At 64.1% G+C, this 19,418-nt stretch carries 20 protein-coding genes and 1 tRNA gene; 8 read left to right on the top strand and 13 right to left on the bottom strand.

Features of this window, described 5'->3' with window-relative positions:
• Nucleotides 1-9: 9 nt before the first annotated feature.
• From nuoG to AAE027_RS14755, 12 genes are all read right to left on the bottom strand, one after another.
• Entirely contained in the window at nucleotides 10-2,085 is a 2,076-nt protein-coding gene (gene nuoG, locus AAE027_RS14810; protein WP_370986001.1) for an NADH-quinone oxidoreductase subunit NuoG, read from the bottom strand.
• A gap of 5 nt (nucleotides 2,086-2,090) precedes the next feature.
• Nucleotides 2,091-3,416 (bottom strand): NADH-quinone oxidoreductase subunit NuoF, encoded by a 1,326-nt coding sequence (gene nuoF / locus AAE027_RS14805; RefSeq protein WP_128933446.1) that lies wholly within the window; start codon nucleotides 3,414-3,416, stop codon nucleotides 2,091-2,093.
• A 15-nt stretch (nucleotides 3,417-3,431) separates the two neighbouring features.
• The gene (locus AAE027_RS14800; protein WP_370986000.1) at nucleotides 3,432-3,635 is read right to left on the bottom strand and encodes a hypothetical protein; all 204 of its coding nucleotides are present in this window, start codon (nucleotides 3,633-3,635) and stop codon (nucleotides 3,432-3,434) included.
• Nucleotides 3,635-4,246 carry an NADH-quinone oxidoreductase subunit NuoE gene (gene nuoE, locus AAE027_RS14795; RefSeq protein ID WP_091885987.1) on the bottom strand — a complete coding sequence of 204 codons (612 nt, stop codon included), beginning with the start codon at nucleotides 4,244-4,246 and terminating at the stop codon, nucleotides 3,635-3,637. The genes AAE027_RS14800 and nuoE overlap by 1 nt, the downstream gene beginning before the upstream one ends.
• Nucleotides 4,247-4,258: 12 nt before the next feature.
• The gene (locus AAE027_RS14790; RefSeq protein WP_370985999.1) at nucleotides 4,259-5,251 is read right to left on the bottom strand and encodes an FkbM family methyltransferase; all 993 of its coding nucleotides are present in this window, start codon (nucleotides 5,249-5,251) and stop codon (nucleotides 4,259-4,261) included.
• A complete protein-coding gene (locus tag AAE027_RS14785) occupies nucleotides 5,251-6,447 on the bottom strand; it encodes an NADH-quinone oxidoreductase subunit D (RefSeq protein ID WP_370985998.1) in 1,197 nt (398 codons plus the stop codon). Before AAE027_RS14785 ends, AAE027_RS14790 begins: the two co-directional genes overlap by 1 nt.
• Before the next feature lie 2 nt (nucleotides 6,448-6,449).
• A complete protein-coding gene (locus AAE027_RS14780; RefSeq protein WP_370985997.1) occupies nucleotides 6,450-7,061 on the bottom strand; it encodes an NADH-quinone oxidoreductase subunit C in 612 nt (203 codons plus the stop codon).
• An 11-nt stretch (nucleotides 7,062-7,072) separates the two neighbouring features.
• Nucleotides 7,073-7,663 (bottom strand): NuoB/complex I 20 kDa subunit family protein, encoded by a 591-nt coding sequence (locus AAE027_RS14775; protein WP_164940344.1) that lies wholly within the window; start codon nucleotides 7,661-7,663, stop codon nucleotides 7,073-7,075.
• Entirely contained in the window at nucleotides 7,654-8,019 is a 366-nt protein-coding gene (locus AAE027_RS14770; protein ID WP_091886001.1) for an NADH-quinone oxidoreductase subunit A, read from the bottom strand. The genes AAE027_RS14775 and AAE027_RS14770 overlap by 10 nt, the downstream gene beginning before the upstream one ends.
• A gap of 443 nt (nucleotides 8,020-8,462) precedes the next feature.
• Entirely contained in the window at nucleotides 8,463-9,599 is a 1,137-nt protein-coding gene (locus AAE027_RS14765) for a PepSY-associated TM helix domain-containing protein (RefSeq protein WP_370985996.1), read from the bottom strand.
• A 22-nt stretch (nucleotides 9,600-9,621) separates the two neighbouring features.
• Nucleotides 9,622-11,877, bottom strand: coding sequence for a TonB-dependent siderophore receptor (locus AAE027_RS14760; RefSeq protein ID WP_370985995.1), 2,256 nt, complete (start codon nucleotides 11,875-11,877; stop codon nucleotides 9,622-9,624).
• 176 nt (nucleotides 11,878-12,053) lie between these two features.
• Nucleotides 12,054-12,569, bottom strand: coding sequence for a MarR family winged helix-turn-helix transcriptional regulator (locus AAE027_RS14755; protein ID WP_128933439.1), 516 nt, complete (start codon nucleotides 12,567-12,569; stop codon nucleotides 12,054-12,056).
• A gap of 184 nt (nucleotides 12,570-12,753) precedes the next feature.
• Here AAE027_RS14755 and AAE027_RS14750 point away from each other — a divergent pair, with 184 nt between their 5' ends.
• From AAE027_RS14750 to AAE027_RS14740, 3 genes are all read left to right on the top strand, one after another.
• Nucleotides 12,754-13,944, top strand: coding sequence for a Rieske 2Fe-2S domain-containing protein (locus AAE027_RS14750; protein WP_370985994.1), 1,191 nt, complete (start codon nucleotides 12,754-12,756; stop codon nucleotides 13,942-13,944).
• Nucleotides 13,945-13,989: 45 nt separating this feature from the next.
• Nucleotides 13,990-15,282 (top strand): spinster family MFS transporter, encoded by a 1,293-nt coding sequence (locus AAE027_RS14745; protein ID WP_370985993.1) that lies wholly within the window; start codon nucleotides 13,990-13,992, stop codon nucleotides 15,280-15,282.
• A gap of 142 nt (nucleotides 15,283-15,424) precedes the next feature.
• Entirely contained in the window at nucleotides 15,425-15,628 is a 204-nt protein-coding gene (locus AAE027_RS14740) for a hypothetical protein (RefSeq protein ID WP_370985992.1), read from the top strand.
• A gap of 126 nt (nucleotides 15,629-15,754) precedes the next feature.
• Here AAE027_RS14740 and AAE027_RS14735 read toward each other — a convergent pair.
• Nucleotides 15,755-15,831, bottom strand: a tRNA-Asp gene (locus tag AAE027_RS14735).
• 235 nt (nucleotides 15,832-16,066) lie between these two features.
• Here AAE027_RS14735 and AAE027_RS14730 point away from each other — a divergent pair.
• The 5 genes from AAE027_RS14730 (at nucleotide 16,067) to AAE027_RS14710 (ending at nucleotide 19,313) form a co-directional block, all read left to right on the top strand.
• Nucleotides 16,067-16,366, top strand: coding sequence for an HU family DNA-binding protein (locus tag AAE027_RS14730; RefSeq protein WP_091886018.1), 300 nt, complete (start codon nucleotides 16,067-16,069; stop codon nucleotides 16,364-16,366).
• A gap of 103 nt (nucleotides 16,367-16,469) precedes the next feature.
• Nucleotides 16,470-17,720 carry a peptidase T gene (gene pepT / locus AAE027_RS14725; protein ID WP_370985990.1) on the top strand — a complete coding sequence of 417 codons (1,251 nt, stop codon included), beginning with the start codon at nucleotides 16,470-16,472 and terminating at the stop codon, nucleotides 17,718-17,720.
• Nucleotides 17,721-17,786: 66 nt separating this feature from the next.
• Nucleotides 17,787-18,404 carry a class I SAM-dependent methyltransferase gene (locus AAE027_RS14720; RefSeq protein ID WP_091886025.1) on the top strand — a complete coding sequence of 206 codons (618 nt, stop codon included), beginning with the start codon at nucleotides 17,787-17,789 and terminating at the stop codon, nucleotides 18,402-18,404.
• Between the two features lie 165 nt (nucleotides 18,405-18,569).
• On the top strand, nucleotides 18,570-18,797 hold the full coding sequence (locus tag AAE027_RS14715; protein ID WP_128933435.1) for a hypothetical protein: 228 nt from the start codon (nucleotides 18,570-18,572) through the stop codon (nucleotides 18,795-18,797).
• 141 nt (nucleotides 18,798-18,938) lie between these two features.
• Nucleotides 18,939-19,313, top strand: a complete 375-nt coding sequence (locus AAE027_RS14710) for a hypothetical protein (RefSeq protein ID WP_370985988.1) — start codon at nucleotides 18,939-18,941, stop codon at nucleotides 19,311-19,313.
• Nucleotides 19,314-19,418: the final 105 nt, after the last annotated feature.

Here is a 19,418-nt window from a genome sequence, read left to right as displayed (position 1 = left end):
AGATCACGCTCACTCCGCTGCGGTCAGCATGTGCCCGGAGGCGAGGCGCGAGCATTCCGCCATCACGGCGGACGCACGCGCGATTGGGTTGGTCAGGTAGAAGTCCTCGACCAGTGGCTTGAACGGCGCCTTCTCCGGCGAGCCGCCCTTCCCCGCCAGCTTCTTGATCTGGTCGGCGGTGCCGGCCTCGATCTGGTCGAGACGGATCAGATGCGGCACGGCCTTGAAGATCGCCTGGCGCAGGGCGGCAAGCGAGTCGTAGCCGAGCTTCTTGCCGAGCGCTTCCGACAGCGCGCGGATGATCGCCCAGTCCTCGCGGGCTTCGCCCGGCGGGAACGCGGCGCGGCCGGTCATCTGCACGCGGCCTTCGGTGTTGACGTAGATCGCGGACTTCTCGGTGTAGGCCGCTGCAGGCAGGATCACGTCGGCGCGGTGCGCGCCGCGGTCACCATGGGTGCCGATATAGACAACGAAAGTGCCGTCCGGCGCCTTGATCTCATCGGCCCCTAACAGGAATAACAGGTCCAGCGTTCCGAACGTCGTCATCTGTGCCGCGTTCAGCCCGCCCGCGGTGGCAGAGAAGCCGATGTCGAGCGCGCCGACGCGCGAGGCGGTCTCGTGCAGCACGCCAAAACCGTTCCAGCCGTCCTTCACCGCACCGACATCGAGCGCGAGCTTGGCGCTCGCGGCGAGGATGGCGGCGCCGTCGTGACGCGAGGCCGCGCCCGCGCCGACCAGGATGATCGGGTGCTTGGCGTTCTTCAGCACGTCCATGAAGGAGTGCTTGCCGGCCGCGAGCTCGCCGAGCGTATCGGTGCCCGCGCCGAGATGATCATAGTCGTAGGTCAGGTCGGCCTTGGCGCCGATCACACCGATCTTGAAGCCGCCGGCGCGCCAGCGCTTGCGGATACGGGCGTTGAACACGGCCGCCTCTTTGCGCGGATTGGCGCCAATGATGAGCAGCGCGTCGGCCTGCTCCACGCCTGCGAGCGTCGGGTTGAAGATGTAGGAGCCGCGGCCGAGCGCGGGATCGAAGGCGTCGCCGCCCTGCACCGCCAGATTGCCCGAGCCATATTTGGCGAGCAGGTCCTTCAACGCGAACATCTCCTCGACACCGGCGAGGTCGCCGGCGATCGCACCGATGCGCTTGCCGTCGGTGCGCGCCGCCTTGGCCGCGATCGCGGCGAAGGCCTCGGGCCAGCTCGCCGCACGCAGCTTGCCGGCTTCGCGGATATAGGGCCGGTCGAGGCGCTGGGTGCGGAGGCCATCGACGATGTGGCGGGTCTTGTCGGAGATCCACTCCTCGTTCACGGCCTCATTGATGCGCGGCAGCACGCGCATCACCTCACGGCCGCGCGTGTCGACGCGGATCGCCGATCCCAGACCATCCATCACGTCGATCGACTGGGTCTTGCCGAGCTCCCAGGGGCGCGCCGCAAACGCATAAGGCTTCGAGGTCAGGGCGCCGACCGGACAGATGTCGACGAGATTGCCCTGCAATTCCGACGTCAGCGCGTGCTCGAGATAGGTCGTGATCTCCATGTCCTCGCCGCGGCCGGTTGCGCCCATCTCGGGCGCGCCGGCGACTTCCGCCGAGAAGCGGACGCAGCGCGTGCACTGGATGCAGCGGTTCATCGAGGTCTTGACCAGCGCGCCGAGATATTTGTCCTCGACCGCGCGCTTGTTCTCGGCGAAACGGCTGGTGTCGACACCGTAGCCCATCGCCTGGTCCTGCAGGTCGCACTCGCCGCCCTGGTCGCAGATCGGGCAGTCCAGCGGATGGTTGATGAGAAGGAATTCCATCACGCCTTCGCGCGCCTTCTTCACCATCGGCGAACGCGTGGAGATCTCCGGCGGCTCGCCCTTGGGACCCGGACGGCAGTCGCGCACGCCCCAGGCGCAACTCGCGACCGGCTTCGGCCCGCCCTTCACTTCGACGAGGCACATCCGGCAATTGCCGGCGATCGACAGCCGCTCGTGATAGCAGAAGCGCGGAATCTCGGCGCCCGCGGCCTCGCACGCCTGGAGCAGCGTGTACTCGGCGGGCACATCGATCTCTTTGCCGTCGATGATGAGCTTGGTCATTTATCCTACTCCGCCGCGACCATGTTCACGGGATCGCGGACGCCGATATCGTCGATGTCGGCCCTGTGCGAATACTGGTCGATGCGCGCTTCGATCTCGTGACGGAAATGCGCGATCAGGCCCTGGATCGGCCAGGCCGCGGCATCGCCGAGCGCGCAGATGGTGTGGCCTTCGACCTGTTTCGTCACTTCAAGCAGCATGTCGATCTCGCGCTTGTGGGCGCGGCCTTCGGCCATGCGGGTGAGCACGCGCCACATCCACCCCGTTCCCTCGCGGCACGGCGTGCACTGGCCGCAGCTCTCATGCTTGTAGAAATAGGAGATGCGGGCGATCGCACGGATCAGGTCGGTCGACTTGTCCATCACGATGACGGCCGCGGTGCCGAGGCCCGAGCGCAGCTTGCTCAAGCTGTCGAAATCCATCGGCGTGTCGATGATCTGCTCGGCCGGCACCATGCGCACGGAGGAGCCGCCCGGGATCACCGCCTTGAGGTTGTCCCAGCCGCCGCGGATGCCACCGCAATGCTTGTCGATCAGTTCACGGAACGGAATGCCCATGGCCTCTTCGACGTTGCAGGGCCGCTCGACATGGCCGGAGATGCAGAAGAGTTTGGTGCCGACATTGTTCGGACGGCCAATGCCGGCAAACCAGGCCGCGCCACGGCGCAGGATGTCCGGCGCGACCGCGATGGACTCGACGTTGTTGACGGTGGTCGGACAGCCGAACAGGCCGACATTGGCCGGGAACGGCGGCTTCAGCCGCGGCTGGCCCTTCTTGCCTTCGAGGCTTTCGAGCAGCGCGGTCTCTTCGCCGCAGATATAGGCGCCGGCGCCGTGGGCGACGTAAAGGTCGAACGGCCAGCCGTTGACGTTGTCCTTGCCGATCAGCTTGGCCTCGTAGGCCTGGTCGATCGCGGCCTGAAGGCGCTCGCGCTCGCGGATGAATTCACCGCGGACGTAGATGTAGCAGGCATGCGCGTTCATCGCGAAGCTCGCGATCAGGCAGCCCTCGACCAGGAGATGCGGATCGTGCCGCATGATCTCGCGATCCTTGCAGGTGCCGGGCTCGGATTCGTCGGCATTGACGACGAGGTAGCTCGGCCGGCCGTCGGTCGATTCCTTCGGCATGAACGACCATTTCAGGCCGGTCGGGAAGCCGGCGCCGCCGCGGCCGCGCAGGCCCGAGGCCTTCATCTCGTTGATGATCCAGTCGCGGCCCTTGTCGATGATGGCCTTGGTACCATCCCAGGCGCCGCGGCGCCGCGCACCCTCGAGCCCCCAATCGTGAAGGCCGTAGAGGTTCTTGAAGATGCGGTCCTTGTCCTCGAGCATATCAGTGCTTTCCGATCAACGATTGGACTGCTTGTAGGCAAGTCCGGCGGCGCAGACGGCGAAGGTCAGCGCCCAGAGCAGACTGGTTTCCAGCGACGCGTTCAGGCTGAAACGCTGCAGCAGGAAAATGAACGTGGCCGCCACGGCGGCATGCATCGCGATGAAGCCCCACTTCTTCATGGCACCGCTCCCCTGCACTGAAGGCGAGAGATCACGCATCAAGTGATCTCCTTCAGCGTGGTCGGCCCCGTAATCGGCGCCGAGAACTGGCGGCCGTTCTGCGGGCCGGGCTTGGGCGGATTGCCCGATGCAAAACCGTCGAGCACCTTGCCAAAGCTCTCCTTGGTCAGGTCCTCATAGGTGTCCTTGCCGATCAGCACCATCGGCGCGTTCACGCAGGCGCCCAGGCACTCGACCTCTTCCCAGCTGAAATTGCCGTCCTTGGACAGATGGAAGGGCTCGTGATGGATGCGGTGCTCGCAGACGTGGATCAGATCCTCTGCGCCGCGCAGGCGGCACGGCGTGGTGCCACAGACCTGGACGTGGGCCTTCTTGCCGACGGGGGCGAGCTGGAACATCGTGTAGAAGGTCGCAACTTCCAGCACGCGGATATAGGGCATATCGAGCATGTCGGCGATGACGCGGATCGCGGCTTCCGACACCCAGCCCTCGTTCTGCTCCTGCGCGCGCCAAAGAATGGCGATGACAGCGGAGGCCTGGCGTCCGGCCGGATATTTCGCGATCTGCTGCCGCGCGAATGCGAGGTTCTCCTCCGTGAACGCAAAGCTCGCGGGCTGGACTTCCTTCGGTGCTAATCGGCGAACGGACATCTCTTCAATCTCTCACTGCATGCGGCGCGCGGACATGGCATTCAGATTCTTGGCATTCAGGTTCTTGGCATTCAGGGCATCGATCCTGTCCTGCCAGAATGCGCTTGCGGTGCCGAAAACGTTGTAGCCGACATGGGTCGAGACCTTGATGCGGTCGAGGATCGACAGCTCGGTCACGGTCTCCATCCGGTTGCTGCGCGGATCGAACACGATCAGCTTCAACGGGGTCTGCTCGAGGATGTAGCGCGACACCGCATGAGAGCGGTCGCTGCCGTGCTCCTCGCACATGATGACGCTGTCGGCCTGGAGCAGCCGGGCACCGCCCTTGATCGCCTCGATCTCGACGCCCTCGACGTCGAGCTTGATCAGATACTTGCCGCTGGCGGCAACCTTGCCGTCATCGATCAGGTTGTCGAGCGCGATGACAGGCACATCCTCGCCGCCCACTGAGGGATCGCCGGCGATGCTGAAGGCTTCATGCTTGGTGCCGGACAAGCGCGCGGTGCCGCGGGCCGCGCCGATCGCGCATTTCATCGTCTCGAAGCGGCCCTCATTGATGCGGGCATTGTTGGCGAGCTTCGGATAATTCTGGCCCGACGGCTCGATCGCGATCGCCTTGTGCGAACCGAACGGCCTGCTCGACACCAGCACCGACCAGTAGCCGTAATTGGCGCCGCAATCGAGCAGCGTGTAGTCGACGTCGATGGAGTCGGCGAATAGCAGCTCGAGCTCGTCCTCGTAATTGTAGGAGCGGTTGAGCAGCTTGCTCCAATAGCCGTCGCCGTAGGGGAACTCGAACACGGCGTCGGGATTGAGCCTGATCGCGATGTTGCGCTTGGGCAGCGTCTTCGCCAGCAAATTGGCGCAGGCGATGTAGCCCATATGCGAGAAGTGCGAGGAGATCTTCGATCCCGTCACCAACGCCAAGGCAGCCGTCCGCTCCCACAGGTTGGCCCCTTCAAGGGCCCCCGAGGCACGGTCAAACTGGATTGGCGCCTGCGCCATCACCGATCGACCTCTCCGAACACGATGTCGAGCGAGCCGAGGATCGCCGAGACGTCGGCGAGCAGATGGCCGCGGCAGACGTGGTCCATGGCCTGGAGATGGGCAAAGCCCGGCGCGCGGATCTTGCACTTGTAGGGCTTGTTAGTGCCGTCGGAGACGAGATAGACGCCGAACTCGCCCTTGGGCGCCTCGACCGCGGCATAGACTTCGCCGGGCGGAACGTGGACGCCCTCGGTGTAGAGCTTGAAGTGGTGGATCAGCGCTTCCATCGAGCGCTTCATCTCGCCACGGCGCGGCGGCGCGACCTTGTTGTCGGCGACGACGACCGGGCCCTTGCCCTCGGGCGCATTCAGCTTCTGGATGCACTGCTTCATGATGCGCACGGACTGGCGCATCTCTTCCATGCGGATCAGATAGCGGTCGTAGCAGTCGCCGTTCTTGCCGATCGGGATGTCGAAATCCATCTCGGCATAGCATTCATAGGGCTGCGATTTGCGCAGGTCCCAGGCCGCGCCCGAGCCGCGCACCATGACGCCCGAGAAACCCCACTCCCAGGCCTCCTTGAGCGACACGACGCCAATGTCGACGTTGCGCTGCTTGAAGATGCGGTTGGCAGTGAGCAGACGGTCGAGGTCGTCGACCACCTTCAGGAACGGGTCGCACCAAGCCTCGATGTCGTCGACCAGCTTCTGCGGCAGGTCCTGATGCACGCCGCCGACGCGGAAGAAGGCCGCATGCATACGGCTGCCCGAAGCGCGCTCGTAGAACACCATCAGCTTCTCGCGCTCTTCGAAACCCCACAGCGGCGGGGTCAGCGCGCCGACGTCCATCGCCTGCGTGGTGACGTTGAGCAGATGCGACAGGATGCGGCCGATCTCGCAATAGAGCATGCGGATGAGCTGGCCGCGGCGCGGCACCTCGATGCCGAGCAGCTTTTCGGCAGCCAAGCAGAAGGCATGCTCCTGGTTCATCGGCGCGACGTAGTCGAGCCGGTCGAAATAAGGAATCGCCTGCAGATAGGTCTTCTGCTCGATCAGCTTCTCGGTGCCGCGGTGAAGCAGGCCGATATGCGGATCGACGCGCTCGACGACTTCGCCGTCGAGCTCCAGCACCAGCCGCAACACGCCGTGCGCCGCCGGATGCTGCGGGCCGAAATTGATGGTGAAGTTACGGAGATTCTGCGGTTGCTCGTTCATGATCAGCTCTTCGGCCCCGCTTTTTCATCCCCCGGCAACGGATAGTCCGCCCCTTCCCACGGCGAGAGGAAATCGAACTTGCGGAACTCCTGGTTGAGCCTGACAGGCTCGTACACCACCCGCTTCTCCTGGTCGTCGTAGCGGACCTCGACGAAACCGGTCAGCGGGAAATCCTTGCGCAGCGGATGGCCCTCGAAACCGTAATCGGTGAGGATGCGGCGCATGTCGGGATGGCCGACGAAGAACACGCCGTAGAGGTCGTAGGCCTCGCGCTCGAACCAGTCGGCGCCAGGGAATTCGTCGATCAGCGACGGCACCTGCGTGGTCTCGTCGGCTTGGGCCTTGAGCCGGATCCGCGTGTTCAGCGTCGGGGACAGGAAGTGATAGATCACGTCGAAACGCTTCTCGCGATCCGGATAGTCCACCGCCGTGATGTCGGTGATGTTGACGAAACGGCAGTTCGGATCGTCGCGCAGGTACTTGACCACCTCGACGATCTTGGCGGCCTCGACGTCCACCGTGAGCTGATTGAAGGCCACCGAGTGAGCAGTAGCGGCGCCCGGAAGCGCGCTAACGATCGTCTGCCCCAGGGCGTCGAGCTTGGCGTCGTCCATGACGTAAAACCTTAGCGTTCGATGGTGCCGGTGCGGCGGATCTTCTTCTGCAGCAGCAGCACGCCGTAGAGCAGCGCTTCCGCCGTAGGCGGGCAGCCCGGCACATAGATGTCGATCGGCACGATGCGGTCGCAGCCACGCACGACCGAGTAGGAATAGTGATAGTAGCCCCCGCCATTGGCGCAGGAGCCCATCGAGATGACGTAGCGCGGCTCGGGCATCTGGTCGTAGACCTTGCGCAGCGCCGGGGCCATCTTGTTGGTCAGGGTGCCCGCGACGATCATGACGTCGGACTGGCGCGGCGAGGCACGCGGCGCGAAGCCGAAGCGCTCGACGTCGTAGCGCGGCATCGAGACCTGCATCATCTCGACCGCGCAGCAGGCGAGACCAAAGGTCATCCACATCAAGGAGCCGGTGCGCGCCCAAGTGATGAGATCATCGGTGGCCGCGACGAAGAAGCCCTTGTCGGACAGCTCGTGCTTGACCTCGAGGAAGAACGGATCATTGGCCCCGACCGGCTTACCGGTCGACGGATCCAGGATGCCCTTTGCGGCCGGCGCGACGACCGGAGCCAAGGACTGAGTAGGAGGGTTCAATCCCATTCCAGTGCCCCTTTTTTCCATTCATAGGCGAACCCGACCGTCAGCACGGCGAGGAACACCACCATGGACCAGAAGCCGGTCGCGCCAAGCTTGCCGAACGCCACCGCCCACGGAAACAGGAACGCCACCTCGAGGTCGAAGATGATGAAGAGGATGGCGACCAGGTAGAAGCGGACGTCGAACTTCATGCGGGCGTCGTCGAAGGCGTTGAAACCGCACTCATATGCCGACAGTTTTTCCGGGTCCGGCTGCTGGAACGCCACGATGAAGGGCGCGATCAGCAGCACGAGGCCGATGAGGCCCGCGACCCCTATAAAGACAACGAGTGGAAGATAGTTCTCTAGAATGCCGCTCATCGACGAGCCCTTTTTCCCGCAGCCTCGGGACAGCCACGGATTCGTCCGATTTGGAATTATTCTGAGCCTTAGCGCAGTGCACCAATGGGCGCAAGACACGCTCTTTTCAGGCCCTTTGCCGCTCCCAGAACGGTGGAAATCCCGGAATCACCCCGCGCTGGTATGGAGCAGAACAGCTGACCCAGCAAGGGCGATCCCCGATCAGTCCACGCGCGCTCGGCCGTGACGGCCACTGTTGGGAAAGCGCACTTTATCTAGGCTGGGGCGCAGCAAAGTCCAGACTACAACCAGGACAGGCGCCCCTACCGTCACCCAGGCGACATATTGGCCGGCCTCGCCCCAAAGCAACGCGGCCAGCAAGCCGGTGATGGTGGCGGCCGCCAGCAGGATAGGTGCAGCAAAGACACGTATCCACAGCCGCGAGCGGTCGGGCGAGCCATGCATCACGACGGGACCGGAACTCGTCTGGCGAATGCGTCGGCGCGGGCGGAGGACCGCTTCCGCCGCCGCGCCAGCCAGAGATAGAGGCCGCTGCCGATCACGACGATCGTGAGCACGTCGAGCGCGGCCCAGATCACCTTGAGCGGCATGCCGCCGTAGTCGCCGAAATGCAGCGGCTGCGAGATCAAGAGCGCCTGCAGATAGAGCGGCAGTGCCCGGCTGTCGGCGACCTCCCCGCTTTCGCCGTCCAGCAGGACAGGCTTGAGCAGCCGCGCCGTCAGGGCCGTATCGCCCCGCATGAAGGCGGCGAAATGATGCGAGGACGTGAACGGCGTGCCCGGAAACGCGATGAAGGCGATCTCCATGCCGGGAGCCGCCCGCTTCGCGCGCGCGACGACATCATCGAGTGAGGCGAGATGCGCGGGCGGCGGCTTGCCGGCATAGGGCGCGACCATGCTGGCGAGCTCGGTCGCCTTCCACTGGTTCAGCATCAGCTCGGCCCAGGTGTTGACGACGCCGGTCAGCCCGACCACCAGCGCCCAGGCCACCGTCACCACGCCGATCAGGTTGTGCCAGTCGAGCCAGCGCACGCGACGGGAGGCGTGATCGCGGATGGTGGCAAAGCGCAGGCGGCGGGTGAACGGCCAATACAGCACCACGCCCGAGACGATGGCGACGGCGAACAAGAACCCCATCGCACCGAGGAACAGTTTTCCGGCCTGGCCGGCGAACATGTCGGTGTGCAGCTTGAGCACGATCAGCATCGGCCCGACCCCGACAGGCCCGAGCAGCTTGGCCGAGACGGCGTCGAACGCTCGCACCGTCGCATTGTCGGGAACCCCATCAGGGGCGCTGTTGGTGAAGGCCATAACGATCCCGGGCTCGTCCTTGTCCCAGGAGATATATTGCATCACCCGGCCGGGATCGGCGGCGAGCGCGGCCTCGGCGACGGCTTGCGGCGTCGCGCGTGCCGCGCCCGCATGAGCTTCGGGCTGGGGGGCATAGCCCAGGAGCTCATCGATCTCGTGGTGGAACACCAGCGGCAGGCCGGTGAGGCAGAGCAGCAGCAGGAACACGGTCGAGATCAGGCTGGTCCAGGTGTGGACCACGGACCAGAGCCTGACCGTGCGCGCCTTCACGATCGCCCTCCCTCGCCCGTGCCTACCATTTGTAGGACACGCTGGCGGTCACGCGCCGGCGGTCGCCGTAGAAGCAGGACGTGGCCGACGCGCAGCTCGCGACATACATCTTGTCGGTCACGTTGATCACGTTGAGCGCCGTCCGCCAGTTCTGCCATTCGTAGTGGACCGCGAGATCACCGAGCACCACCGCGGGAACTTCGAGGGTGTTGGCCTGGTCGGCCCAGGACGAACCGACATAGCGCACGCCGCCGCCGAAGCCGAAGCCAGTCAGCAGTCCTTCCTTGAAGGTGTAGTCCGCCCAGCCCGACACCAGCATCTCGGGCGTGTTGGTCGGCGTCTTGCCGACCAATGCCGGATTGAGATCCTTGCTGGTGAAGAGATGATAGGCCGTGAAGGCGCCGATGAACTTCAGCTCTTTCGTGGCATTGGCCACAGCTTCGAGCTCGATGCCGCGCGAGGTCACCTCGCCAGTCTGATTCTGCAACGTGGTGATGACCGGATCGGTGGTGGTCACGTTCTGACGTTTCAGGTCGAAGACCGAGGCGGTGAAATAGCCATCAAAGCCCTTGGGCGCGACCTTTACGCCGATCTCGGCCTGCTGGCCGGTCTCCGGCAGGAACAGGCGGTTCGTTGCAGTATTGATGCCGATGATTGGATTGTAGCTGGTCGCGTAAGAGACGTAAGGCGCGATGCCGTTGTCGAAATTATAGACCAATCCTGCGCGTCCGCTGAATCTGCTGTCGTCGCGCTGGCCGACAACGGCGCCCGTGTCACGCGCGGCCTGCGTGGTCTCGACCCAATCGTTACGGCCGCTCAACACCAGCGTGAAGTTACCGAGCTTCATCTGGTCCTGGATGTAGGTGCCGGCCTGCTTCTGCGTGATCAGGAAATTGCGGAAGGGCGCGCCGGTGATCGGAATGTTCGTACCATAGGCCGGGTTGAACACATTGATCGGCGGCACGGTGGTGAAGTTGAAGGCCTGATAGTCGTCGATCTGGTAGCCCCTCAGGTCGACCCCGAACAGCATCGTGTGCCTGACCGGGCCGGTGTCGAAGCGGTACTCGAGCTGGTTGTCGAGATTGGCCTGATTGGCAGTGTTCTTCGCATACCAATTGTACCGATTGAGAGTGGCCGTGTTGATGTCGGCCCAACCGTTGCCGACATAGCCGCGGTAGGTGATGTCGACATGCGCAAAGCGGGCGTTCTGACGGAACGTCAGGTCGTCAGTGAGATTGCGCTCGAACTGATAGCCGAGCATCTCCTGCTCGCGCGTGAACTTGTCGACGCTGGGATCGCCGACGAAGAAGCTGGTGGGAATTTTGCCGAACGACGCGCTGGTCACCGTCCCCTGGTAAGGCAGAAAGTTGATGCCGCGGGTGTCCTGCTTCGAGGCCGAGGCCAGCACCGTCAAGGTCGTATCGGCATCCGGCTTCCAGGTGACCGACGGCGCGATGAAGTAGTTGTTGTCTGGCGTGAAGTTGACCTGGGTGCCGCCGTTCTGGACCTGGCCGACCACGCGGGCGAACAGCTTGCCGTTCTCGGGGCTCGTCGCGACCGGTCCGCCGAAATCGAAGCCGATATAGGCGTTGCCGAAATTGTTGACGCCGGTCTCGATATAGCGGATCGGCTCGGCCGGCGGCATCTTGCTGATGACGTTGACGATGCCGCTTGGGCTCGATCCGCCGTAGAGCACGGCTGACGGGCCGCGCAGCACCTCGACGCGCTCCATGTTGGGCGCCTGGAGCTTCCAGCTCGCATAGGACGTGTAGAACAGCTGCATGCCGTCGAGGAACAGTCCGATGTCCTCGGACTTGAAGCCGCGGATCAGCCACCAGTCGTTGCGGGTGTCTGTGCCAAACGTTCCGGCGCGCACGCCGGCGGTGTAGCGCAGCACCTCGTCGAGCTTGTTCGGCTTCTGGTCGCGAATCTGCTCCGCACCGATGACGGACACCGCCTGCGGCGTCTCCATGATCGGCGTGTTGGTCTTGGTGCCGGACGAGCTGCGGCCGGCGACGTAGCCGTTCACCGGACCGCGCGGCGTCTCGACGAAGCCGACATTGCGCTGCGGCTGCGGCTTGTTCCTGTTGGCGGTCTGCTCCGACGACCGCGGCGCACGACGCTGAGGGGTCGCAGCAGTGCGGCGGCGCGCTTCCGGCGCCGTGACCGTCACCGACGGAATGTTCTGCGCGCCACCCTGCGCGGACGATTGTGCGAGCGATGCCTGCGGCATCAAGACCCAAGCGGATGCGGTCGCCAACACGGCCGACCGCAGCATTCCAAGACTGTTCAACGCGCCACCCCAAGCTGCATGTTTTGATGCATCATGCCGCCAGTCCCCGCGGCGACATGCGCTGCGGTGACGCTTATGTGAGGGCGCGCGAATTGCCTAATTGAAAACTTCTTAGAAGAATTCTTAGAAGCGCTCCAACATTTCCAGAGATTGCCGAGACATCAGCGCGAATTCTTCTCGCTCTCGAGCATCTCGGCGGCGATCGCCGTGAGCTGATCGACCTGCCGCAGCAGCGTGTGGAACTCGGCTTCGCTCAAATGTTGCAGCAGGCGTCGATTGCGTTCCTGCGCGCCATCGACGATCGCATCATGCGCGGCGAGGCCCGTCGCAGTCAGCGAGATCAGCACCTCGCGGCTGTCCTTCGGATTTGCCGTTTTCGCGATCAGCTTGCGCGACAATAGGTTTGCCAGCGCGCGGCTGATCTGTCCCTTGTCTTGGCCGACGGCCTCGGCGAGCCGCGCCACGCTCATGGGCGGCCGCCGCCCAAGCGAGGCGACAAGACCGAACTCGACTGAGTTCAGTCCTGTGAGACGCTTGTAGCGCAGGATGGCGCCGCGCTTGAGCAGGTTGGCGAGCACCATCAGCCGCGACGACAGCATCGCGGTGACCGGCGCCGCCGGCGCGCTCTCGTCCGTTTCGGACGACGTCGACCCGCCCCTGCTCTCCGTCTCGCTCATGATTCCACCTCTGCCAAGAAAGCCGGGGCGTGCCAAGCCCGGGTCGCGGCGGCCTCCCCCAATCTGATCCGGATGCGTCTAAGAGGCATTTGGAAGATCGTTGACATTGTCATCGAATTATCTTTCACTCGGGACAAGGCATGAAAAAGGCCGGGCCAGCACGGCCCAGAGCGGGAGGAGCAGCATGACCATCACCCAGCGGGATCGCGATCTCGGCACGGCCTATGCGATGAAGCCGGCGCATACGCGCACCAAGTTCACCTCGGTCGTGCGCGGCACGCCGATGGGCGAACTGCTCCGTCGCTACTGGCACCCGGTCGGGCTCACCAGCGATGCCACCGACACGCCGAAAAAGGTGCGCGCGCTCGGAGAGGATCTCGTCCTCTTCCGTGACAAGCATGGGCGCGCCGGCCTGTTGCACGCCCGCTGCTGCCACCGCGGCACCACGCTCTACTATGGCAAGGTCGAGGAGGACGGCATCCGCTGCTGCTATCACGGCTGGAAGTTCGACACCGAAGGCCACTGCCTGGAGCAGCCCTGCGAGCCTGACGGCGGCCAGTTCAAGGACAAGGTGCGTCAGCCCTGGTATCCGGTCGAGGAACGCTACGGCCTGATCTTCGCCTATATGGGCCCGGCCGAGAAACGTCCGGTGCTGCCGACCTACGAATGTCTGGAAAACATGGATGACGGCGAGCTCGTCGAGGCCGACGATTCCTCGATCGGCGGCGGCGGGCCCGCCATCATCCCCTGCAACTGGCTCCAGCACTTCGAGAACGTGGTCGATCCATACCACGTGCCGGTGCTGCACGGCTCGTTCTCGGGCCCGCAATTCACCAACATGATGGCCTCGATCCCCGAGGTGAAGTTCGAGAAATCGCCGCGCGGTGTGCTCGTGCGCTCCGAGCGCAAGCAGGACGACGGCAAAGTGTTTTATCGCGTCAGCGAGGCCGCGCTGCCGACGCTGCGCGTGGTGCCGAACCCGCGCGTTGCGCAATTCGCCCGCGTCGAGTCGATCGGCTGGGTGCTTCCGATCGACGATACGTCCTTCCGCATCTACGTCGCCGGCCGCGTCAAAAATCCAGGCGACATCGGCCGCATGCGCTCGAAATTCAACGGCAAGTTCTGGTGGGACATGACCGAGGAAGAGCATCAGCAATTCCCGGGCGACTACGAGGCCCAGGTCGGCCAGGGCGAGGTGACCGTCCACTCCGAGGAGCATTTCGGCCAGAGCGACCGCGGCATCCTGATGATCCGGCGCATGCTGAGCGATCAGCTCGACGCGCTCGCCGCAGGCCGTGATCCGATCGGCGTCTCGTTCGATGCAGCCGCGCCGCCGGTCGAATTCGAAGCGGGGAATTACATCCGCGAAGGCTAGAGCAGCTGGACCGACAACGACAACAAAGACAAATCGGGGGAAGCAATGGTCGATGTAGCGTCACAAATGTCGGTGCAAACGGCCGAAGCAAAGCCGTCGGGGCGGCGCTATTACGTGCTGGGCCTGCTCACCATCATCTATGCGCTGAATTTCCTCGATCGCACGATCTTCAACGTCCTGATCGAGCCCATCAAGAAGGAGTTTGCGCTCAGCGACACCATGATGGGCCTGCTCGCAGGCTTTGGTTTTGCGCTGTTCTACTCCCTGCTCGGCATCCCCATCGCGCGCGTCGCCGACCGGCTCAACCGGCGCAACATCGTCGCCCTCGCTTTCGCGTTCTGGAGCGCAATGACGGCACTGTGCGGCGCGGCGACCAGCCTAACCTCGCTGGTGCTGGCGCGCATCGGCGTCGGCATCGGCGAATCCGCGAGCTCGCCGGCCTCGCAATCGATCGTCGCCGATCTCTTTGCCAAGAACGAGCGTCCGCGCGCGCTCGGCATCTACGCCATTGGCACCTATCTCGGCGTCTTCCTCGGCTATTTCGTCGGCGGCTACGTCAACCAGCACTATGGCTGGCGCATGGCCTTCTACGTCGCGGGCCTGCCCGGCATCCTGCTCGCATTGTTGCTGTGGCTGACGATCTCCGAGCCCAAGCGCGGCGCAATGCAGGAGAGTTTCGTCCCCGAGCCGCTCGAGCCGACGCTGCGCTTCCTCGCCTCGCAGCGGAGCTTCGTGATCGTGCTGATCGGCTTCTGCCTCACCACCTACACGAACTACGCGACCGCAGCCTGGATCCCGCCGTTCCTGGCGCGCGTGCACCATCTGTCGAGCGCCGAGATCGGCACCTATGCCGGTGCCTTCAAGGGGCTCGCCGGCATGGCCGGCACCCTGCTCGGCGGCTTCGTGGTGGCGCAAATCAGCCGTCGTGACGACCGCTGGAAGCTATGGGCGCCCGCGGTCACCTCCGGCTTCGCCGGCCCGGTGTTCGCGCTCTGCATGCTGACGCAGGATTTTACGGTGATGGTGGCCATGCTGGCGCTGACCTCGTTCCTGGTCGGCTTCCATCTCGGGCCGATCTTCGCGATTGCGCAGACCGTGGCCAAGCCGAGCATGCGGGCGCTCGCTTCCGCGCTCATTGCCCTTACCGCGACCTGCTTCGGCCAGGGTGTCGGCCCGCTCGCCGTGGGCGCGGTCAACGATGCCCTCAAGGGCAGCTATGGCGCGGATGCCGTGCGCTACTCCTTGCTCTCGGCCGCTGTCACGACCACGCTCGGCGCCCTGCTGTTCATCTGGGCGGCCCGCTCGATCCGGGATGACATCGGCCGAGCGGCCGCCTAACGCCGCTTCAGGCCACCAGCCCGGCGAAACCAAGCGGGCGTATTAATGAAACCATTTTGCGGAACCCGCGAAACCATCCGGAAACAGAGAGTGCCTAGAAGAGGAGCCCATAGACGGCGGCAAAGCCCGTCGGGAGGCTCAGATGAACCACTCAATTCACTCTGCTGATCGTGCGACCCACCTGAAGATCGTGGTGGTGGCGCTGGTGGCCGGCATTGCGGTGGCCGGCTTCGGGATCGCGGCCCGCACCCATGCCGATTACAGCCAGACCGCTCAGTCCACCCACGTGATCAAGGCCGGCAAGCCTGTGGTGGTGACCAGCGCGGGCTCCTCGGAGATTCGCTGAGACGAAAGGTCCGATTTGACGCCAAACGGCCGCCCTTGGGCGGCCTTTTTGATGTCCAGCGACAGGTAAAGACAAGCCGCCAAGCCATTGATTTTATGAGATCGAGGGGTGTATTCCGCCATGAAATGGCGCGAGAGACGGGGCTCGAACCCGCGACCTCCGGCGTGACAGGCCGGCGCTCTAACCAACTGAGCTACTCCCGCGTGACACGCAAATGTCTGCGGAACGAGGGGGGACTTAAAGGCCGGACTTGGTGAAGTCAAGGACGTTGCGTCGTTAGCCGCAACGCCGGCACTTCCTACCAAGCACCGCATGCAGACGATGCTTAACGGGCCGTGCAGGCGCGTAGTCAGTCCATTCCCGAATCGTCTACGCCTCGCGGAACTTGCGGAGTTCCCTTCTTCCTAGAGGACTCCGACCAGAATCGAGGAGGCAGACATGGCGAAGAAAGCAGCCGCTCCCGCCACCATCACACTCAAGCACCTCGCCGCTGACATTGCGGAGAGCCAGGACCTGTCGAAAAAGCGCGCCGAAGCCGTCCTGACCGACATGGTCGACCTGATCACCAAGCACCTGAAGAAGGGCGACCGCGTCCGGATCGTCGGTCTCGGCATCCTGCAGGTCCGCAAGCGCGCCGCCCGCACCGGCCGCAATCCCGCCACCGGCGAGCCGATCCACATCAAGGCCAGCAGGAAGGTCGCGTTCCGCCCGGTCAAGGAACTGAAAGAGGCGATCTAGCAATTACGTTTCGTTAAGCCTGATCCGACCTCGTTCCAGCCGCAACGCGGCCCGCTTTTCTGGTATATCGCCTTGCTCATCTGACCCGGCGGTTTGACCAGAAATGTCCTCCCTCACCTTTTCGCATACTGTAACCGAGCGCTTCCTGCGCTACGTCACCATCGATACCCAGTCCGATCCGGACTCCCCCGCTTCGCCTTCGACCGAGAAGCAGAAGGATCTCGGCCGCGTGCTCGCCGCCGAGCTGAAAGCCATGGGCGTCGAGGACGCGCATCTCGACGACTACGGCTATGTCTATGGAACGATCCCGGCCAACACACCTAAGAAGGTGCCGGTGATCTGCTTCTGCTCGCACATGGACACCTCGCCCGACGTCACCGGCAAGGACGTCAAGCCGCAGCTGGTGACGAACTATCGCGGCGGCGACATCGTGCTGCCTGGCGACACCAGCCAGGTGATCCGCTTCGCCGAGCACCCTGCGCTGAAGAGCCAGATCGGCAACGACATCATCACGACCGACGGCACCACACTGCTGGGTGCCGACAACAAGGCCGGCGTCGCCGAGATCATGGATGCCGCGCATTTCTTCATCAACAATCCCGATGTGAAGCACGGCACCATCAAGATCCTGTTCACGCCGGATGAAGAGATCGGCCGCGGCGTCGACAATGTCGATTTGAAGAAGCTCGGGGCGGATTTCGGCTACACCATGGACGGCGAGAGCGCCGGCTGCGTCGAGGACGAGACTTTCTCGGCCGACGGGGCCACCATCACCATCAACGGCGTCAGCGCCCATCCCGGCTATGCCAAGGGAAAGATGGAGCACGCGATCAAGATCGCGGCCGCCATCGTCGAGCGCTTGCCCAAGGAAGGCTGCTCGCCGGAGACGACCTCAGGCAAGCAGGGCTTTCTGCACCCGGTCGGCATCGAGGGCGCGCTGGAACAGGCGACGCTCTCCTTCATCGTCCGCGACTTCACCGAGGAAGGGCTGAAGGAGAAGGAGGTCCTGCTCGAGACCATCGTCAAGGACGTGATGAAGGACTATCCGCGCTCGACCTACACATTCGAGGTACGCGAGCAGTACCGCAACATGAAGCAGGTGATCGACCGGCACCCGCACGTGCTCGAATACGCCATCGAGGCGATCCGCCGCGCCGGCCTGCGGCCGATGCGCACCGCGATCCGTGGCGGCACCGACGGCTCGCGCCTGTCCTTCATGGGACTGCCCTGCCCCAACATCTTCGCCGGCGAGCACGCGTTTCATTCGCGGCTGGAATGGGTGAGCCGGCAGGACATGGAGAAGGCGGTGCAGACCATCGTGCATCTGGCGATGATCTGGGAAGAACGGGCGTAAGGCCACCGCGACAGGACGCGGGGCCAGCACGGCCCCGCGAGACAGATACGATGTCCGAGGAGTCGCATGAGCTTCTATCAGGACAGGATCTTGCCTTGGCTGACGCAGCTCGCCATGCGCCAGGCCCAGCTCGTGCCTTATCGTACCCGGGTCGCATCCGCCGCAACGGGGCGCGTCCTTGAGCTCGGCATTGGTCCGGGGCTCAATCTCGGATTCTACGGGCCGAGCGTGACGCAAATCATCGGCATTGATCCATCACCCAAGCTGCTGGAGGTCGCGCGCAACGCCGGTCGGCAGCATGCGAGCCGGCTCGATCTGATCGAAGGCTCCGCGGAAGCTATTCCGCTGGAGAGTTCGAGCGTGGACACCGTCGTGACGACGTGGACGATGTGCAGCATCCCCAACGTCAATCGCGCGCTCTCGGAGGCTCGACGTATCCTGAAGCCGGGCGGACAGCTTCTGTTCGTCGAGCATGGCCGCGCGCCCGAGCCCAGCGTGCAATGGTGGCAGGATCGTTTGACCCCGCCCTGGAAGGTCATCGCGGGCGGCTGCCATCTCAACCGCGCCATCGCAGACCTGATCCGCACCAACGGCTTCGCCGTCCAGGATCTCAATGTCGGCTATATGCGGGGACCAAAGCCGATGACGTTCATGTATGAAGGTCGGGCCCTCCCGCGTTCGTAATGACCGCAGTTGCCGCGCCCGCGATGCCGAAGGCCGGCATCGTCGGCGGGAACAAACATTCGCGATGCCTTCCGTTTTTGCGGCGCGTCACATGTCCTATGTTAACGACGTCCATTACGCGATGCATCAAAGATGCGGTCGGGGCGGAAAACTCGGGAGAGCCGCGTGGACCGCAGAACCGCTTGCCTGAAGCAGGCAGACGCATTTCGGGAAAAGGCCATCGCCGATCCAGCGCACCATGACGAATGGATCGACGAGGCCATCAAGTGGCTGGAGCGGGCAATGGAGGCGAGCCGCCGCGTCGCGGTCACGATCGAAGCCAAAGAAGATTGGCTCCTTCAAGATGCGGCAGCTGAAGCGTTGTTGTCGCAACGCCCCGAGCGCAGTGCCTGATCGCACGCTCCTCCAAAAATTCAGAATTTGCTTAACGCGAACTATATTGCCCCGCGCGCAAGATGCCGCCGCGTCCGCCTCTGGCCAAATCGTGATGTCGGGCCGGTTTACAGGTTCCGCCGTGCCATGCGACAACGAGGCATGCACCTGAATAGGTTCGCCAAGATTGTCGTGATGCTGCTCGTGGCGGTCGGGCTCCTGCTCGCACCGCTGGCGACGCCGGCATCTGCCATGGCGGTATCGGGTGCAGGAAGCAGCATGGCGGCGATGTCGGACGACACGCAAGGCATGTCCGAAGACATGCCCTGCTGCCCGGATCAGACCAAGAGCAAGACCTGCGATTCCTGTCCGCTCGTCGCGCTGTGCATGCTGAGCCTCTCGCTCTCCGCTCCTTCCGGAGCGAGCACGGAGATCGAGCGGCAGCCGCAGAGTAGCGCGCTCGCGCCGGGCAATGACCGCCTGCGCGACGGCCTCGCGGCAAAACCTCCCGACCATCCTCCTCGAACCCGGGCCTGATCGGCGCTGACGCGCCTGATGATAGTGCGCGCCGACATCGGCGTGTGCGCCATTGCCTGCCGCTCGGCTGCATCCGGCTTGCCGCGAGCAGCTCCGGCGGCTCCA

This window comes from Bradyrhizobium sp. DN3, assembly GCF_041357655.1.
In the GTDB taxonomy this organism is placed as follows: Bacteria; Pseudomonadota; Alphaproteobacteria; order Rhizobiales; family Xanthobacteraceae; genus Bradyrhizobium.
Note: the sequence above shows the minus strand (reverse complement) of the source record. Positions and strands in the feature narration are given on the sequence as shown.

What these genes read in the sequence shown, in the direction of transcription:
- AAE027_RS14780 (WP_370985997.1), bottom strand. Translation starts at nt 7,061, where the DNA reads ATGGACGACGCCAAGCTCGACGCCCTGGGGCAGACGATCGTTAGCGCG.
- nuoE (WP_091885987.1), bottom strand. Translation starts at nt 4,246, where the DNA reads ATGTCCGTTCGCCGATTAGCACCGAAGGAAGTCCAGCCCGCGAGCTTT.
- AAE027_RS14730 (WP_091886018.1), top strand. Translation starts at nt 16,067, where the DNA reads ATGGCGAAGAAAGCAGCCGCTCCCGCCACCATCACACTCAAGCACCTC.
- pepT (WP_370985990.1), top strand. Translation starts at nt 16,470, where the DNA reads ATGTCCTCCCTCACCTTTTCGCATACTGTAACCGAGCGCTTCCTGCGC.
- AAE027_RS14740 (WP_370985992.1), top strand. Translation starts at nt 15,425, where the DNA reads ATGAACCACTCAATTCACTCTGCTGATCGTGCGACCCACCTGAAGATC.
- AAE027_RS14710 (WP_370985988.1), top strand. Translation starts at nt 18,939, where the DNA reads ATGCACCTGAATAGGTTCGCCAAGATTGTCGTGATGCTGCTCGTGGCG.
- AAE027_RS14745 (WP_370985993.1), top strand. Translation starts at nt 13,990, where the DNA reads ATGGTCGATGTAGCGTCACAAATGTCGGTGCAAACGGCCGAAGCAAAG.
- AAE027_RS14760 (WP_370985995.1), bottom strand. Translation starts at nt 11,877, where the DNA reads ATGCTGCGGTCGGCCGTGTTGGCGACCGCATCCGCTTGGGTCTTGATG.
- nuoF (WP_128933446.1), bottom strand. Translation starts at nt 3,416, where the DNA reads ATGCTCGAGGACAAGGACCGCATCTTCAAGAACCTCTACGGCCTTCAC.
- AAE027_RS14790 (WP_370985999.1), bottom strand. Translation starts at nt 5,251, where the DNA reads ATGGCGCAGGCGCCAATCCAGTTTGACCGTGCCTCGGGGGCCCTTGAA.
- AAE027_RS14785 (WP_370985998.1), bottom strand. Translation starts at nt 6,447, where the DNA reads ATGAACGAGCAACCGCAGAATCTCCGTAACTTCACCATCAATTTCGGC.
- AAE027_RS14750 (WP_370985994.1), top strand. Translation starts at nt 12,754, where the DNA reads ATGACCATCACCCAGCGGGATCGCGATCTCGGCACGGCCTATGCGATG.
- nuoG (WP_370986001.1), bottom strand. Translation starts at nt 2,085, where the DNA reads ATGACCAAGCTCATCATCGACGGCAAAGAGATCGATGTGCCCGCCGAG.
- AAE027_RS14770 (WP_091886001.1), bottom strand. Translation starts at nt 8,019, where the DNA reads ATGAGCGGCATTCTAGAGAACTATCTTCCACTCGTTGTCTTTATAGGG.
- AAE027_RS14755 (WP_128933439.1), bottom strand. Translation starts at nt 12,569, where the DNA reads ATGAGCGAGACGGAGAGCAGGGGCGGGTCGACGTCGTCCGAAACGGAC.
- AAE027_RS14720 (WP_091886025.1), top strand. Translation starts at nt 17,787, where the DNA reads ATGAGCTTCTATCAGGACAGGATCTTGCCTTGGCTGACGCAGCTCGCC.
- AAE027_RS14800 (WP_370986000.1), bottom strand. Translation starts at nt 3,635, where the DNA reads ATGCGTGATCTCTCGCCTTCAGTGCAGGGGAGCGGTGCCATGAAGAAG.
- AAE027_RS14775 (WP_164940344.1), bottom strand. Translation starts at nt 7,663, where the DNA reads ATGGGATTGAACCCTCCTACTCAGTCCTTGGCTCCGGTCGTCGCGCCG.